Origin of the sequence: Acinetobacter sp. Root1280, assembly GCF_001425285.1 — a bacterium.
GTDB classification, from domain to species: Bacteria; Pseudomonadota; Gammaproteobacteria; order Pseudomonadales; family Moraxellaceae; genus Acinetobacter; species Acinetobacter guillouiae.
On record NZ_LMED01000025.1, the window covers coordinates 131,149 to 147,367 of the forward strand.

The window sequence follows — 16,219 nt, forward strand, 5'->3', positions numbered from 1 at the left end:
AATAAACAGTAAAATAAAATATCGTGATGGATATCACGAATTAAATAACAATAAGGTGATCAGAATGATGAGATCGAAAAATTATATAAAATGGTTTCTTTTTGCATGGGTAAGCTTACTTTTGTTGGCTTGTAACTCTTCAACAAAATTTGAACAGGGTCTTACAGCCAAATTTGAATATAGTCCAACAGCGCCAAGTATCGGTGAAGTTGTAAAATTTGATGCAACCAAGAGTACGGTTGATCAAGCAAAAGAAGCCAGTGCAATTGGTAGCTATGCTTGGAACTTTGGAGATGGTTCAAGCGGAACAGGTGCTACAGTTGAACATACTTATACCAAAGTTGGTCAATATACCGTGAGCCTGACGATAACAGACCTAGCAGGTCGGACTGACTCAACTACACAGAAAATAGAAGTAAAGCAGGGAGCAACAACGATAAACCGAGAGGTTTTAGTTTCAGCTCAAACGGTTGATGGCGCTTCGATTCCAAATACAAATATTACAATACAAGGGCAAAGTGTTAAAACAGATCAAAATGGTCATGCGACGTTGAAGCTGATGCTTCCTCAAAACACACAAAAAGTGGTGGCTAAATTTGAAAAAGAAGGCTTTATCACGCAGTCAATTGTTCATGATGTTGCCAATTTAAAAGCAATCTCAGCAAATTTATTGGCCATTAAACAAATTGTTCCTGTGTCAGAGATCTCTGACGCTCAAGTGATTCAATCCTTAAATTTGGGTGCACGCATTAGCATCCCCGCCAATGCTTTTGTAAAAGCAGATGGCAGCCTAGCCACAGGCGTAGTGACTGTTGAATTTACTCCATGGGATATTACCAATCGTGATTTAAATGCAATGCCTGCCAATGGTGTAGCACGCGATGCGCAAGGCAACATCGTGGATCTGATCAGTGCGGGAATGATTACAGCCACATTTAAAGATGCAGGTGGTCAGAAATTACAACTTGCAGCTGGTAAAACAGCAGACCTTCAAATGAACCTGCCGATAAAGAGTATCAATAATCAAGAAATGAAAATAGGTACACAAATTCCAATGTGGTATTTTGACCAAGTGAGTGGATTGTGGATTGAAGAAGGTATTGGGCAGGTAATGCTGTCAAACCAATCATCTACAGGCCTTGCTGTACATGCAACAGTGAAGCACTTTTCAACATGGAACTGGGATTTGAAATTTGTAAATGCAGGTTCAGTCTTTGTGCAGTGTCAATCCAATGGTGAGGGGATTCCATGCAATGTGACTGCAAGAATCAGCTTAAATGACGGTTCATCTTTAACCAAATCCAACAGTATTCCTAAAGAAGGATTGACGGTGGTCAATATGCCTTCGAGTGGTTCAATTTATTGGACTGCAAAAGATCTAACAGGCACAATGCTGGGTGAAAAAACATCGACAACATCAGGTAATGTGATTATTGATCTTGGAAAATCAACCACAGATCATTTTGTAAAATGTGCATTTCCCGATGGGACATTCGTGGCATGTTTTGGCAAAATAAATGGCCAGTTTGATTTTTCAATATCACAAGATGGTGGTCGTTTACTCACAGGTATTAAAGATCCAGACGGGCAGTTGGATTGGTCTGCGCAAACCAATGTCATTTTTGAAAATAATCAATGGGTACGTTTTAAAGGCCAGCAAACCTCAGGTTTAACAGGTAATGTTGATATTATCTTGACGGATCGTGAAGTTGTTTATGCGAGTAATCAAGGCTTGAGTTTCCCTATTGTCTGTACCAGTATGATTGAGGATCCTTCAAATGGAACCACTGTAGAACCTAATGGCAATTGGGAAGTTGTTCCTGAATTAATTGGAAAGTCGTGCAATATAGAAATCATGGTATATAGCATAGATGGTACAGAGGAGACTTTAACTTATAATGCAATCTATGGAAAACCGACGCACATTCAATTACCAAGTAAATATTCAGGTTTTGATTCAGCTGGAAAAGGCCCTATTACTTATTTAAGCATTTATGCACTGATCAAAGACAATGACAAAGATTTGATTGCACAAATTGCATATGAGTCAGAGTTAGATCCGAATGTCTTGATAAAATTATTTATGGGGATGCCTTTTCGGTAAGTCATACAATTAACTGTTTAGAAACCATCTTTCGAGATGGTTTTTTATTCTTTAAGCCGTGCTTTTTGTGTGGTTACAGTGCAACCAATCGATGCACTAATGATGGTGGCTAAGGCCAACCATTGTGTCCATAATAATTGTTCATTTAAGAAAATAAACCCTGAGAATGCGGCAATTGCAGGCTCAAGACTCATTAACGTGCCAAAACTTAAAGCAGATAAATTTCTTAATGCAATCATTTCCAATGAAAACGGCAAAGCACTTGCCAAGATCGCCAACGCAATAAAATAAATTAAACTTGAAGGTTCAAAAACCTGTAAAGGCATCCCCGAAAATAAGGCGATTGGCATTAAACACAACATGCCTACAAACATTCCCAAGCATACAGTATGGTTTCCAGAAACCCCTGAAGGTCGTTGACCTGCAATAATATACAGCGCCCAGCAAGCGCCAGCAGCTAAGGCAAAGGCAATGCCAATAGGATCGAGGCTTTGCTTTGCCTGATCAAATGGAAACAGTAAAACTAGTCCAAGTATCGCAAGTCCGACCCAAATAAAATCGAATTTTTGCCGTGCATGAAACAGGGCCACACTGAGCGGTCCAATAAATTCAAACGCTACGGCAATGCCGAGCGGAATACGATGAATCGATAAGTAAAATAAAGCATTCATTCCTGCCAAGGCAATACCATAACTGATGATGGAAGGCCATTTCACCTGTTTAAAATTGACCTGCCAAATTTTAAAAATCACGGCCAAAATCAATGAGCCGAGCAATAACCGCATAGCGGAAATGGTAAGGACTGGAAATTGATCAAATAATGTTTTTGCTAATGCGCCACTACTTTGCATACTGATCATGGCAATGAACAATAGAACTAAAGCTTGCAGGTGTGGTGCATTTTTTAAATTTGGCATTGTTTCTGAAATTTAGAATAAGGGCTTGGAGGAAAATATCCGCAATAAGCTTCTTATATAAAACAATTTAGATGAAATGCTCATGTAATTTGCAAAGCTTATTGTGCTTTAGATAGTACACTGTCTTTGTAGTGTAGGGCGAGAGAAGATGCTAAATAGTTTATTAATCAAATAATTTAACTCAAAAATATGCTATCTGAAAGAAGTGACAGATTTATAAACCCCATAAAAAAACCACAGGCAAATACCTGTGGTTTTTTAGCTTAAGTCATCTTAGAACAATACGCGAACGCGGATTGTACCTTCAACTTCATGAAGTGTATCAAGCGCTTCTTGAGATGCAGTTGCGTCTACATCCATTACCAAGTAACCGACATCACCTTTAGTCATTAATGACTGACCAGAAATGTTGATACCATGTTCAGCGAACAGGTTGTTAATTTTAGATAACACGCCTGGCACGTTTTTATGGATGTGTAGTAAACGGTGTTTACCTTCAGTCAATGGAAGTGCGATTTCAGGGAAGTTTACTGCAGATAAAGTCATACCTTTATCCGAATAAGCAACAAATTTTTCAGCAACTTCTAGACCAATGTTAGCTTGCGCTTCCATGGTTGAACCACCAACGTGAGGTGTTAAAATCACATTGTCTAGACCACGAAGTGGAGAAACAAATTCTTCACCATTGGCTTTAGGTTCTTTCGGGAATACGTCAACAGCTGCACCAGCAATATGACCAGATTTAATTGCATCTGCCAAATCTTCAATAACAACACATGTACCACGTGCAGCATTGATGAAGATCGAACCTTCTTTCATTTTCGCAAATTGAGCTTTTGCAAAGAAGTTACGAGTTGAAGGAACATCGGGTACATGCAGTGTAACAACATCTGCATTTGCAAGTAGTTCATCTAAAGAACCTACTTGACGTGCATTACCCATAGGAAGCTTAGTCACAGCATCATAATAAATGACATGCATACCCATGCTTTCAGCTAAAACTGAGAGTTGAGAGCCAATAGAGCCATAACCCACGATACCTAAAGTTTTACCACGTGTTTCAAATGAACCTACCGCAGACTTGTTCCAACCACCACGGTGAGTTGAAGCAGATTTAGCAGGCACACCACGAAGTAAAAGAATTGATTCTGCAAGAACCAATTCAGCAACTGAACGAGTATTTGAGTATGGTGCGTTAAATACAGGAATACCACGAATCATGGCTGCATTTAAATTCACTTGGTTTGTTCCGATACAGAAACAACCCACTGCGATCAATTTATTCGCAGCTGCAAAGACTTCTTCAGTTAATTGTGTACGGGAACGAATACCAATGAAGTGTGCATCTTTAACCGCTTCTTTCAACGCTTCACCCTCAAGCGCAGTTTTACGGTAATCGATATTGGTATATCCAGCAGCATTTAACGTGTCGATTGCGTTTTGATGAACGCCCTCTAACAACAAGAAACGAATTTTATCTTTAGGTAGTGAAAGATGTTGGCTCATTACGGCTCCGCTACAAAGGCCAAATTTAGTCGCAATATGATAACATAGACCTTGTTCTATAGATATTTCGATTGTGACAGTACAGTGGATATTTTATCTACGATTTCTGATAAGCATTATTCAAAAATTAAATGAAATGCTAATGCATTGATTTTTATAATGCTTGAAGCATATTTTATACACAAAGTGTGGATAATGTGAATCAAATCTGTGCTTTATCCTCAGCAGTCATCTAGGTAAAATACTGCTAAAATCAGTAAAGCTGCCGATTTCAGCTATAAAAAATGCTGAAAAATTTTCACAGACTGATTTAAAATCTCGAATGTTGTATAGCACAACCTCTTATTTACTTCTTGCTAGGTCCGCAAAACGATGAATGCTCCAGTAACGATAGCACCTGAATTATTGACCCAATTGACGCAAATCGTCGGTGAAAACCGAATTAAAACCGATGCTGACAGCTTAGAAAATTGGGGCAAAGACCATACTAAGCATTTTGATCCGCAGCCATCGGTCATCGTTTTCCCATCGAGCACAGAACAAGTGCAAGCAATTGTTCAATTGGCCAATCAGTTTAATGTTGCGATTACCCCATCGGGTGGCCGTACAGGTTTATCAGCAGGTGCTGTTGCTGCCAATGGTGAAATTGTCGTGAGCTTCGACAAAATGAACCAAATTTTAGAATTTTATCCAGCTGACCGTATGGTGCGTATTCAGGCGGGTGTGGTGACTGAACAGTTGCAGAACTATGCAGAAGAACAAGGGATGTATTATCCGGTTGATTTTGCTTCTGCGGGTTCATCACAATTGGGGGGCAACATTGGAACCAATGCAGGCGGAATTAAAGTGATCAAATACGGGATGACTCGTAATTGGGTACTTGGTCTGACAGTGGTGACGGGTAAAGGTGATGTATTGCGTTTAAACAAAGGCATGATTAAAAATGCTACAGGTTATGCAATGCAACATTTATTCATCGGTGGTGAAGGGACTTTAGGCTTAGTGACTGAAGCTGAAATTAAACTTGAACGCCAACCGCATGATCTACAAGTGATGGTATTGGGTGTTCCTGATTTTGATGCAATCATGCCTGTATTACATGCATTCCAAAGCAAAATTGATTTAACTGCCTTTGAGTTCTTTGGTGAACTGGCGATGCAAAAAGTTTTGGATCGTGGTCATGTACAACGTCCATTTGAAACAGAATGCCCATTCTACGTTTTACTTGAATTTGAAGCGCCGTATGAACCGATTATGGATGCTGCGATGGAAATTTTCGAGCATTGCATGGAACAAGGCTGGGTGCTTGATGGAGTGATGAGCCAAAATCTTGAACAAGTTCAAAGCTTATGGCGTTTACGTGAAGACATTTCTGAAACGATTGCCCCATTTACTCCGTATAAAAATGATATTTCAGTATTGATTACACATGTTCCTGCTTTTATTAAGGAAATTGATACAATTGTTGCTGAAAATTATCCTGATTTCGAAATCTGCTGGTTCGGCCATATTGGTGATGGAAACTTACACTTAAATATTTTAAAACCTGTGAATTTATCTAAAGATGAATTCTTTGCTAAATGTCAGGTGGTAAATAAGTATGTGTTTGAAACTGTGAAGAAATATGACGGTTCAATTTCTGCAGAGCATGGCGTAGGCATGACCAAAAAGCCTTATCTGGATTACACACGGACTGCTGAAGAAATTGAATATATGAAAGCCTTGAAGAAAGTGTTCGATCCAAATGGCATCATGAACCCAGGTAAGTTATTTGATCTGTAATGATTTAAATAGCTCATTTGTACAAGCGCTTCGAGAGAAGCGCTTTTTTATTGCCGAACAAAAGATAAAATAAAGTTACATGCTGGTCGCCATTTATTGCTGAAAATTTGTTATGTTGGTTGCGCTTAAATATTGATAAGAAACTGAAAACTATGCTCATTGATAACATTTTAATTTCTAAACAAAGTTTAGACAGTGATGATCACTATGATGTGATTATGTCCAATATTGATAGCTTAAATGGCTTATTTGAACATTATGTCGAATATGATGAAGTATCCGCAGAGGCTTTATACAGTTATTTTGTCGATTACTATCTTGCTCAAGTCAATAATGGTGGTTTTTCACAATTCGTTTATAACACGGGTTGGGATGCGTTCATGGTGAAACATGTTCGTGAAGGATTAAAAGCTATGAATGCGACTGCGCATTCGGCTCTCTTTGAGCAAAGTGCGGATTTAATCGATCAGTTTTCGGATGAGCAATTAGAACAGTTCTTAGAGGGTGAATACTTTGGTGAAAATGAGCAACGAGATATTCTCAATGCTTTTGATGACCAGTTTTATGCATTGAATGATAGTGAAGATTTGATTAAAATAAATAGTCGATGGTTAAAGCAACATCCAAAGTTACAGGTTGTCGATGAAGATCAGATTTTGACGATTGTAGAGCAGGTTGCAGCCAAAATTCCAAATTTAGAACAACGTAAACAGCAAGCAGCTGAAAACAGCCCACGTTATTTTAAAATTATTCAAGCTTTATGCCTGCAAGCAGGTCAGGAACTAGATCGTATTACCATTGGTGATCCATCACATGAGTATAATGGGCAAGAGATCGTTGCTTGGCATTTTCTAACTGATGCAGGGCATTTTTATATGCTGGATCTAGGTGATCAAGCCTTGATGTTTAATGAAAATGATCAACAAATCATAGCGCTCGATGTTAGCCATATTGCAGATGAGTCATAAAGACACAGTTTTTAAATAGTGTACGTTTAAAAAGCATAGCATCATTAGGCTATGCTTTTAGTTTTAGGGTGATCAGAATGAATCGTTTGAGTTTAATTTCAGTATTTTGTTTAGTGGCTTTGTCTGGCTGTGTAACAACACAAAATTTAATGAATAAAGTAGGTGGTTCAGATACACCATTAAGTCAGGTTTTAAATGAACGTCCTGATTTGCGTAAGGATCTCGCGACTGTTGAGTTGCGTCAGTATTTTAATAGTGTGGAATCACCCACTGTCGCAGAAGTGAAGTTGACTGAAACAGGTTTGATGGATGATTCGGTGCGCTCAATTCGTAGTGTGTATAGCTTTAAAAATATTGATGGTCAGTGGAAACGTATAGATATGCAGAAGGAATATCAGTGTTACCGTGGTAAAAACACTAAGACCTTCCAAAAGGCAAAATGTCCTTGATCAATTATTTATCGGGATTTAAAGATTTGGAAGATTAAAATCAGGGTACAAACAAAAATGGCAAAAACTAGAGTTGGAATAATTTTTGGTGGAAAATCATCAGAGCATCGTGTGTCACTACAATCAGCACAAAATATCGTGGATGCAATAGATCTGCAAAAGTTTGATCTTAGTTTGATTGGGATAGACCAAGATGGTGCTTGGCGTATTTTAGATGTTACTCATTATTTAGAATATGGTCATGATCCTAAATTAATTTCTCTCGTCCCTCGTGAACATGAAGATTATTTGCAGTCAAAACAATCTCAAATTTTTGAAATTGAAAATGCGCAAGGATTACCGCCCATTGATGTTATTTTCCCTATTATTCATGGGACTTTAGGTGAAGATGGTGCATTACAAGGCATGCTTAAAATTTTAGATCTACCTTTTGTTGGCTCAGATGTTTTAAGTTCGGCAATTTGTATGGATAAAGATGTCACTAAGCGTTTGTTACAAGGTTCTGGTATTGCAGTTGCACCATTTTTAACAGTTCATGCTTACCACCCAGATGAAGTAAGCTTCCATGAGGTTCAAAATACTTTAGGCCTTCCAGTCTTTGTGAAACCTGCGAATCAAGGTTCTTCTGTGGGTGTCAGTAAAGTTGAAAACGAACAAGAGTTTATTGTTGCTTTAGAAAACGCGTTTCAATATGACAGCAAAGTATTGATTGAAAAGTTTATTCAAGGTCGTGAAATTGAGTGCGGTGTTTTGGGTAATTACTATCCAAAAGCCAGTGTTTGTGGTGAAGTGGTTGTAAAGTCTAGTTTTTATTCTTATGAAGCAAAATATATAGATAATCAATCTTCTGAAGTGGTGATTCCTGCTTCAATTTCAGAAGAGGAAACTAATAAGATTCGTGAGATTTCGATTAAAGCTTTTAAAGTTTTGGGTTGTTTGGGACTTGCACGTGTCGATTTTTTCTTGACTGAAAATGGTGATGTTTTACTAAATGAAGTAAATACTTTACCAGGCTTTACCAATAACAGTATGTATCCAAAGCTTTGGGAGGCAAGTGGAATCACTTATTCTGAATTAATTACTCAACTCATAGAATTAGCATTAGAGCGTCATGAAAATTTATTAAGAAATTCAAAATTTGTATCTAAAGGATAATTATCTTTGGCTGTTTTTATATTTCTTATTGAAAAATAGATAGAAATACTGGATAAAAACGTATCAGATTTGGTACGTTTTTTTATTTGGGAAATCACAATAAATGAATATTTTAATTATGAGTAATGCTTTTGATCCTTCACGTTTTTTGACTGATTCAAGGAGTCGAATATATCCAACACAAAGCAAATTATGCTGGTAAATATCAGGATGAATTAAAGCGAATGTTGATAAAGCTTTTGAATTAAAAATAAAGGGAAGTCGATTTTGGATTCAAAGAAAATTTAAAAAGCACTGAAATTAATGATATAAAACTTATAGATTTACCCAAAATGTGAACACAATGAACATCCAACAAGAAATTCAAAACTTATTCCAAAATCGAGATGAACATCCACTGTTTTATATCGAAAGCGGTAGTCGCTTATGGGGCATGGCAAGTCCAGACAGCGATTACGATGTACGTGGTTTCCATCTACCCTCCAAAGCACAATATTACGATTATCGTCAACATCGTGATTTAATCGAGATCATGGATGGCGACTTTGACTTTGTTTCATTCGACTTAAATAAAATGTTTGGGCTTTTGGCAAAAAGTAATCCGACTGTTTTAGAGTGGGTACGTGCACATATAGTCTATTTTAATCAATTTCCTGAATGGGAAAAATTTAGAGATGGCTTACTTGAACGAATAGACTATAAAGCGCTGTATTATCATTACTTGTCGCTGGCTAAAGGTGGTATGCATGTCATGCAAACCGCAGATAATTTTACCTATAAAAAAGTGTTTTATTCTATTCGTGGTCTGATGTCAGCAGAGTTGGCAACACAGCAAATTATGCCTGAACTCCTGATTACGCAATTGTTTGATCAAATCGACGCCCATGATCCCTTACGGCATTGGGCAGAAGATTATTTAGAAATCAAAAAGCAGCAAAAAGAAAAAGCGCAATTACCTGTAGAGGAACAAGCGCAAATCTTAAAACTGTTAGAAAATAAAATTGAGGCTTTAAATCTAAGAGCGATTGAACCGACCAATGATATTGAAAAATTAAAGCAATACCTCACCGAATATAGCTTTAATTTAAAACAACATTTTTATGGCTAATGCTTTTACTCAATCAGAGAATAGTGACACTATGAAAACCCTTGCCTTTATTCATCGTAATGACACTCGCTTTGCGATAGGGGATTTTTATCCTGTACTTTCTGTATTTTCACACTATGAATTAGGCAATACCGTCTCTCCCTTTCTGTTACTGGATCATTTAGGACCTGGTGTTTTAAAACCGACCAATCTACGCAAAGGGGTGAGTGAGCATCCTCATCGTGGTTTTGAAACGGTTACCCTGATTTTTGCTGGTGAATTAGAACATCGTGATTCATCGGGTGGTGGCGGTATTGTTTCAGCGGGTGATGTGCAATGGATGACCGCAGCTTCAGGTGTGGAACACAAAGAGGTATTTAGTGAGGCATTTTCAAAAACGGGTGGCTATTTTGAAATGGTGCAACTGTGGGTGAATTTACCTGCCAAAGATAAAATGAATCCACCACGTTACCAAAGTTTGCGAAAAGCCAATATTCCTGTGATTGAACTTACGAATAGTGCTGGAACGGTACGGGTGATTGCTGGGAACTACCAAGGGCAACACGGGCCAGCAAAAACGCATTCACCACTTCAAGTTTTGGATATTGAAATCCAAGCAGGGCATAAGGTCAGATTGCCCGCAGGCGCAGGAGAAACTACACTGGTCTATTTACGAACGGGCAAGGCACAGTTTCAAGCTGAAGATGAGATATTTGAAGAGCAAGGGCTTGCTGTAATGTCGAGTTTGGAACAAGATTTTGAAATGACGGCATTACAACAGTGTAAATTGTTGCTGCTTACAGGCAAACCGCTTCAAGAACCGATCAATGGGCATGGGCCATTCGTCATGAACAACTACGCAGAAATTCTTGAAGCATATGACGATATTAAGCGTGGTACATTTATCAAATCAACAGTGCGCGATGATGAATAAAGCAAACTGTGAGAATTACAATTTGCTTTGATAATTAATTTATCGATTGTGGTTTGTTCTTGAGTGCAATCAAGCCTTTGATCAGTAATGCAATCCCGATACCCACACATAATCCCATTAGGAACTTGCCAAATATACCCAAGCCCAATTCTTTATGGTTGGCGGAGCTAATTGCTTTCGCCGTATCTTCAGCCGAGGCGGTCGCATTGGCTTGACTATCCATCAATGCCACAAAGCCTGTATCTGTTTTACAGCTTCCTATGATGGTGCTTGAGTTTTCAGCATATTTATTTTGAACCAATTGTTCACATCGCGCCTGATCTTCAGCACTAATTTTAGGTGCAGAACTAATAAAATAAAGTCCTCCACCCACCAACAATAAAATCACGCCAATAATGATCAGCGATATTGGGTTTTTATTTTTCATTTAAATTATTTATATCCGCTTATACAGCATTTAGAGTAGCTTAAGAATAATAAATGTTCAACTTTCACTGAAAATTTGTCTGTGTTAGACTAGTAAAACTTAACCCTGTGTGTACCTCTGTGAGCTTTCTCATAGATCGGCTTAAGTTATAAATCTCACAAATATAGTTTCAGCAATTACTTTACCTATTGAATTAGACACCTTGTGAATACGGTGTTGAACTGCCTTTATTCAACGTAAATTCCACAATTTAATATTTATATTTCAGTGCTTGTCATTGGGCGAACGCTTATCTTTAAAAAGTAGTGTGAGCGATGCAAGCCGATAAAGATATGTAGAAAATAATGCAAAATTTAGTGCAAAAAGAACAAACTGCAAGTTTGAGTCGCGCTACGCTTATGTTTCCATTGGCGTTGGTGTTATTTGAATTTTCAGTTTATATCGGTAATGATTTGGTTCAGCCTGCGATGCTCGCAATCACCAAAGAATTTGGTGTGAGCAGTGCATGGGCGCCATCATCTATGTCATTTTATCTCCTCGGCGGGGCATGCGTCGCAGGGATACTCGGACCTTTGTCTGACCGATTAGGACGTAAGAAAGTTTTATTGTCAGGTGTTGCATTCTTTGTCATCACCTGTTTATTAATTTTACTCACCCACAATATTGAAAGTTTTCTTGTTTTAAGATTCTTGCAAGGTTTTGGTTTATCTGTGATCGCAGCAGTGGGTTATGCCGCGATTCAAGAAACCTTTGAAGAGCGTGATGCCATTAAAGTCATGGCACTGATGGCAAATATTTCTTTGCTTGCCCCTTTGATTGGCCCTGTTGTCGGCGCATTCCTGATTGATCATGTGTCATGGCACTGGGGATTTATTGCGATTGCCTTTTTAGCTTTTCTAAGTTGGTTCGGTCTAAAAGCCAAGATGCCAGCACGTACAAGCAGTATTCCCAAAAAACCGTTGAGTTATATTTGGGATGATTATATGCAAGTCTTGAAAAATAAGACGTTCATAGGCATGACCCTCGGCTTGCCGATGGTGGCGATGCCTTTGATGCTATGGATCGCATTGTCTCCAGTGATGTTGGTTGAAGAACTGGGACTCAGTAGTATGCAATATGGTCTGGCGCAATTCCCTGTATTGGGTGGATTGATTCTAGGTAATATTGTGCTGATTAAAGTGATTGATCGTTTGCCACTGGGTAAAACAGTTTTGATTGGTTTACCTTTGATGCTTTTAGGTACCGCAATTGTGGTGGTCGGGATCATTTGGCGCGAATATTTTCTTCACTGCGTTATTTTAGGCATGACCTTAGTCAGCTTTGGTGAAGGAATTAGTTTTTCAGTGCTTTATCGTTTTGCGTTAATGTCATCTGAAGTCTCTAAAGGCACTGTCGCTGCTGCTGTTTCAGTGTTGATGATGTTCACTTTCTTCTTTGTGATTGAACTGATTCGAATTCTGTATGAGCATTTCCATCTCTGGGCTTATGCGTTGTCGTGTTTTGCGTTAATTGCTTTGTGGTTCACTATTCCACGTGGATTATTAAAAACAATTATGCAGCAACGTAAAGTAAATGGTGAGTTTTAAGCTCACTTGAGTTTCCCTCTCCTTGTAAAAGGGGAGGGAGCTTTGCTTTTTAAATAAAACAGGTTAAGGCTGTTGCAATGCTTTTAATTTATGATCAAAAACAAAAGGCCCAAAAGGTAAAATTGAAGCAATTAAACCTAAAATAAACATGTGAATGGACCACTTCTGTTTTCCACATACAATCAATAACACTGCAAGAAAAGCAAGAAATAACACACCATGTCCCATGCCAATATATTTCACATAAATAGGCATATCCCAAATATATTTCAAAGGCATCGCAATAAAGAGAAGAAGGAGAAAGGAAATACCTTCAAGAAAACCAACAATACGTAAAGATTTGATATTCATGGTCACTTAGTCAAATGAGAATGAAGCTTGAGTCTAACCGAATTATCTAAATGATTTGAAAAAAATAGTAAATAAAATCGATTGATTTAAATAGATGGAAGATCGTTCTGGAGAATAAGTTTTTAGTCTCCAGACCAGATAGATATAGCCCAATATTTAAGATCAACTATTGTAATGCTTTGATTGCAGCGTCCTGCTGTTGCTGTTCAAATTCAGTAATATAAACACACCCGATATAGGTTTTATGTTCACCTTCATCTATAACGGGATTCGATTCAGCCAAAGTCAGTTTACGCAAAGATTTTTCGGTTTCTTTGGTCTCAAGATCTGTTTTTACAACTTTCTCTCCTGAAAAATACGGCATATCTTTAAAGAACGGGTTTTGCGTGATTTGAAACTTTTTAGCGAGGTCTTTGGTATTCGCATTTTTTAAAACAGCCAACATTCCACCAGAAACCAAACTAATTTGATCTGTAGATTGACCGAATACCGTAATGGGAACTTTACTGACATAGCTATATTCTTCACCTTGTTTGATCCAGCCATTCTTTTTCAGATCATCCTCAAATTCAAAACCTAAGTCATAATAATTTTTCAGTGTCTTTTTACACTCTAAAAATTGCTCTAAGTCTTGATTAAATTGAGAATCTGCAAAAGTGCTGGGCGCAGTACTGATGGTCAATGCAGAGAATAAAAACGCTAGGCAATGTTTAAGTTTCATGTGAAGCCTCTAAATGTCTGGTCATTCTTGCTATTTAATTTCTAATCGAAGTAAGGTTGTTTTTAGTTTTAACAACTCAGGTAAGGTTTCCAATAATAAACTGATTTGTTTAAGCACCAAAAGTAAATTATCTGACAAATTTTCTTGATCACTGATGTGCTGAATTTCAGTGAGTTTTGTTTCAATTAAGGCTTCATTTACAGCGGTTTGATTGAGCAAAACATCAGTTAAGGTATGATTGCACCATAACATCAAATCTAAAATCTGCTGATCATGTACATGTTCACGATGGCTACCTAAAGCTGAAACATAACTGAGCTGGCTATGGCTATAGACCAAGTATCTAAAGGCATTGTGAATCAAATCCGGATTGGGATTGGGCTCAGCACTTAAACTGGAAATCATCGTGGATAATTCAATCTGTGCATTATGTGCTGCTCGGCGTGCTTTACGATAATCAATACTGTTGGTACGGCCATGTTGATATTGTTCAACAACCGCATCGAAATAGTCTAAGGTTGCTTTACTGCTTTTCCGGATATTGTTGGAAATATCACGGAAGTTCCAGTCTGGCCAAATAAAACTGACCGCAAACCATGCGATTAAACATCCCAAGAGGGTGTCGATAATGCGCGGTAAAATAATGGCATAGCCTGCGCCTTTTAAATTAAAGATCAACAAGACCATTAGCGTTGCCATTAAAGTCGCCATGGCATATTTTTTTGAGCGTAGGTAGAAAAAGTACACCCCAAAAATAATGGTAAGGAGTAATTGGCCTTCAATACTGGGGACAAAGTATAAAATCGGAATACCCAAAAGTACCCCTGATACAGTCCCTAGTGTGCGCAGTTTTAAACGACTTTTGGTGGCAAAATAACTAATTTGGCACACAAATAAACTGGTGAGTAAAATCCAATAGCCGTTTTTGGCAAAGGGTAGTAGCGAAATGGCATAGCCCACAGCAAACACAAACGCGATACGCACGGCATGGCGAAATAATGCAGAATTTGGGGTTAAATGTTGTTTAATCTTGAGCCAAAGGTCTGGTAGATCATGGATATCATCATCCAATAAATTGAGATTATCTCGATGTTGGCTATAACTTTGTTGATAATTACGTTGTTCAATACTCAGGTTAACAAATTGATCTTGCACATTTTTCAGATTGTTTAATACCAACAGTAAGTTTTTTACTTCTAAATTATGCGGATTGTGTTGAATCCATTCCTGCATTGAGTTTTCTAAATGGGCTAAAGCAATATTGTTGTCTGTATGCGTTTGAAAGATTTGGCGCTTTAAAATTGCCTCGGCAAGTTGCTGGCAATTACGCGCCTGCAAACGTACATTTTTCTGAATACGATAAATTAAATCTGTGCGGCTAAAGTTCTGGTGAATCTTTTCATAGTGCAAATAATTGGAAGTAACTTGTTCATGGATATCTTGAGCCAGAAAATATAAATTGAGCCAGTAAATGGTGTTTTTATTGGCACGAGAGGCTTTTAATCGGGTCAGTAATGAGGCTTTGGTTTGGTTTAAGTTTTGTACCAACTGACTGTTTTGCAAAGAAAGATCATATAAAAGTTGTTCAACATTGTCGACATTATCAGGATCAAACAGTTTCGCTTTTGACATCAACAGCTCGGAAAGAAGATTAAAGCTATTGGATAAGTTGTCTTGTACAGCCTGTGTCGGTTTAAGTAGATAGAAAATGATAGAGGTCAAACCATACCATAATGTGCCCATGACAAAATAACTGGGCTGTTGATACCACTCAGTATATTCACCCAAGCCAAACATGGTATAGATTGACAAGAGCACGGTACCAAATGAAATGGTGGCGTAGCGTTGTCCCAATGCACCCATTAAGATAAAAGCTGCGCTGGACAGAGATAAGTAAATTAAAAATAAAAGTTTATAGGGATGTAAAAAATCTAAAATACTACTGACAGTAAAAAACAGCACACAGACCAAGCCAAGATTTCTTAAACGGATACTCAGTCGGTCATCAAAATCTGTGAGTGCTGTTGCAATTGCACCAAGCGTAATTGGAACAATGAGCTGTTCATAACCTAGAAAATACAGTCCAAGCGTTGTTCCAGTTAAAACAATCAAAATCTGTAGGCAATAAATCAAAGTTGAATTTGATTTTATATTTTGAAAGATTTGCTGATAACTATTCACAGTGTCAATTCAGTGGCTTGGGCGTTTTAATATTTTACTCATTTCTGAAAA

The 16,219-nt window shown here is 37.9% G+C and carries 14 protein-coding genes; 8 read left to right on the forward strand and 6 right to left on the reverse strand.

Annotation, left to right across the window (positions count from 1 at the left end):
* The first annotated feature begins 64 nt into the window (after positions 1-64).
* Positions 65-2,104: a PKD domain-containing protein gene (locus ASC84_RS16350; RefSeq protein WP_056516709.1), complete on the forward strand. Its 2,040-nt coding sequence runs from the start codon at positions 65-67 to the stop codon at positions 2,102-2,104.
* A 44-nt stretch (positions 2,105-2,148) separates the two neighbouring features.
* On the opposite strand, the gene ASC84_RS16355 is transcribed toward ASC84_RS16350, so the two are convergent.
* Both ASC84_RS16355 and serA read right to left on the reverse strand, forming a co-directional pair.
* Positions 2,149-3,021 carry an EamA family transporter gene (locus ASC84_RS16355; protein ID WP_056516712.1) on the reverse strand — a complete coding sequence of 291 codons (873 nt, stop codon included), beginning with the start codon at positions 3,019-3,021 and terminating at the stop codon, positions 2,149-2,151.
* A 273-nt stretch (positions 3,022-3,294) separates the two neighbouring features.
* The gene (gene serA / locus ASC84_RS16360) at positions 3,295-4,527 is read right to left on the reverse strand and encodes a phosphoglycerate dehydrogenase (protein ID WP_004718250.1); all 1,233 of its coding nucleotides are present in this window, start codon (positions 4,525-4,527) and stop codon (positions 3,295-3,297) included.
* A gap of 372 nt (positions 4,528-4,899) precedes the next feature.
* Between serA and ASC84_RS16365 the strand changes: the two genes are divergently transcribed.
* From ASC84_RS16365 to ASC84_RS16390, 6 genes are all read left to right on the forward strand, one after another.
* Positions 4,900-6,309 carry an FAD-binding oxidoreductase gene (locus ASC84_RS16365; protein WP_004718247.1) on the forward strand — a complete coding sequence of 470 codons (1,410 nt, stop codon included), beginning with the start codon at positions 4,900-4,902 and terminating at the stop codon, positions 6,307-6,309.
* Between the two features lie 152 nt (positions 6,310-6,461).
* On the forward strand, positions 6,462-7,277 hold the full coding sequence (locus ASC84_RS16370) for a DUF4375 domain-containing protein (RefSeq protein WP_056516716.1): 816 nt from the start codon (positions 6,462-6,464) through the stop codon (positions 7,275-7,277).
* Between the two features lie 77 nt (positions 7,278-7,354).
* The gene (locus ASC84_RS16375; RefSeq protein ID WP_056516717.1) at positions 7,355-7,726 is read left to right on the forward strand and encodes a hypothetical protein; all 372 of its coding nucleotides are present in this window, start codon (positions 7,355-7,357) and stop codon (positions 7,724-7,726) included.
* A 57-nt stretch (positions 7,727-7,783) separates the two neighbouring features.
* Positions 7,784-8,881 (forward strand): D-alanine--D-alanine ligase, encoded by a 1,098-nt coding sequence (gene ddlA, locus ASC84_RS16380; protein WP_056516721.1) that lies wholly within the window; start codon positions 7,784-7,786, stop codon positions 8,879-8,881.
* A gap of 343 nt (positions 8,882-9,224) precedes the next feature.
* Positions 9,225-9,989: a nucleotidyltransferase domain-containing protein gene (locus tag ASC84_RS16385; protein WP_056516724.1), complete on the forward strand. Its 765-nt coding sequence runs from the start codon at positions 9,225-9,227 to the stop codon at positions 9,987-9,989.
* A gap of 31 nt (positions 9,990-10,020) precedes the next feature.
* Complete coding sequence (locus ASC84_RS16390) at positions 10,021-10,902, forward strand: pirin family protein (protein ID WP_056516971.1); 882 nt, start codon at positions 10,021-10,023, stop codon at positions 10,900-10,902.
* Between the two features lie 34 nt (positions 10,903-10,936).
* Here the strand turns inward: ASC84_RS16390 and ASC84_RS16395 are convergent, their stop codons facing one another.
* Entirely contained in the window at positions 10,937-11,329 is a 393-nt protein-coding gene (locus ASC84_RS16395; RefSeq protein ID WP_004718237.1) for a hypothetical protein, read from the reverse strand.
* A 344-nt stretch (positions 11,330-11,673) separates the two neighbouring features.
* Here ASC84_RS16395 and ASC84_RS16400 point away from each other — a divergent pair, with 344 nt between their 5' ends.
* On the forward strand, positions 11,674-12,915 hold the full coding sequence (locus ASC84_RS16400) for an MFS transporter (RefSeq protein ID WP_056516727.1): 1,242 nt from the start codon (positions 11,674-11,676) through the stop codon (positions 12,913-12,915).
* A 63-nt stretch (positions 12,916-12,978) separates the two neighbouring features.
* Here the strand turns inward: ASC84_RS16400 and ASC84_RS16405 are convergent, their stop codons facing one another.
* The 3 genes from ASC84_RS16405 to yccS form a co-directional block, all read right to left on the reverse strand.
* Positions 12,979-13,266 (reverse strand): DUF3817 domain-containing protein, encoded by a 288-nt coding sequence (locus ASC84_RS16405; RefSeq protein ID WP_034615366.1) that lies wholly within the window; start codon positions 13,264-13,266, stop codon positions 12,979-12,981.
* Positions 13,267-13,432: 166 nt separating this feature from the next.
* Entirely contained in the window at positions 13,433-13,987 is a 555-nt protein-coding gene (locus ASC84_RS16410) for a hypothetical protein (RefSeq protein ID WP_056516730.1), read from the reverse strand.
* Positions 13,988-14,017: 30 nt separating this feature from the next.
* Positions 14,018-16,168, reverse strand: a complete 2,151-nt coding sequence (yccS, locus tag ASC84_RS16415) for a YccS family putative transporter (protein ID WP_056516733.1) — start codon at positions 16,166-16,168, stop codon at positions 14,018-14,020.
* Between the last annotated feature and the right edge of the window lie 51 nt (positions 16,169-16,219).

Bases quoted from the DNA above. Each gene is read 5' to 3' on its own strand.
- ASC84_RS16350 (WP_056516709.1), top strand. From the start codon at position 65: ATGATGAGATCGAAAAATTATATAAAATGGTTTCTTTTTGCATGGGTA.
- ASC84_RS16410 (WP_056516730.1), bottom strand. From the start codon at position 13,987: ATGAAACTTAAACATTGCCTAGCGTTTTTATTCTCTGCATTGACCATC.
- ASC84_RS16405 (WP_034615366.1), bottom strand. From the start codon at position 13,266: ATGAATATCAAATCTTTACGTATTGTTGGTTTTCTTGAAGGTATTTCC.
- serA (WP_004718250.1), bottom strand. From the start codon at position 4,527: ATGAGCCAACATCTTTCACTACCTAAAGATAAAATTCGTTTCTTGTTG.
- ASC84_RS16375 (WP_056516717.1), top strand. From the start codon at position 7,355: ATGAATCGTTTGAGTTTAATTTCAGTATTTTGTTTAGTGGCTTTGTCT.
- ASC84_RS16400 (WP_056516727.1), top strand. From the start codon at position 11,674: ATGCAAAATTTAGTGCAAAAAGAACAAACTGCAAGTTTGAGTCGCGCT.
- ASC84_RS16370 (WP_056516716.1), top strand. From the start codon at position 6,462: ATGCTCATTGATAACATTTTAATTTCTAAACAAAGTTTAGACAGTGAT.
- ASC84_RS16355 (WP_056516712.1), bottom strand. From the start codon at position 3,021: ATGCCAAATTTAAAAAATGCACCACACCTGCAAGCTTTAGTTCTATTG.
- ASC84_RS16390 (WP_056516971.1), top strand. From the start codon at position 10,021: ATGAAAACCCTTGCCTTTATTCATCGTAATGACACTCGCTTTGCGATA.
- ASC84_RS16385 (WP_056516724.1), top strand. From the start codon at position 9,225: ATGAACATCCAACAAGAAATTCAAAACTTATTCCAAAATCGAGATGAA.
- ASC84_RS16365 (WP_004718247.1), top strand. From the start codon at position 4,900: ATGAATGCTCCAGTAACGATAGCACCTGAATTATTGACCCAATTGACG.
- ddlA (WP_056516721.1), top strand. From the start codon at position 7,784: ATGGCAAAAACTAGAGTTGGAATAATTTTTGGTGGAAAATCATCAGAG.
- ASC84_RS16395 (WP_004718237.1), bottom strand. From the start codon at position 11,329: ATGAAAAATAAAAACCCAATATCGCTGATCATTATTGGCGTGATTTTA.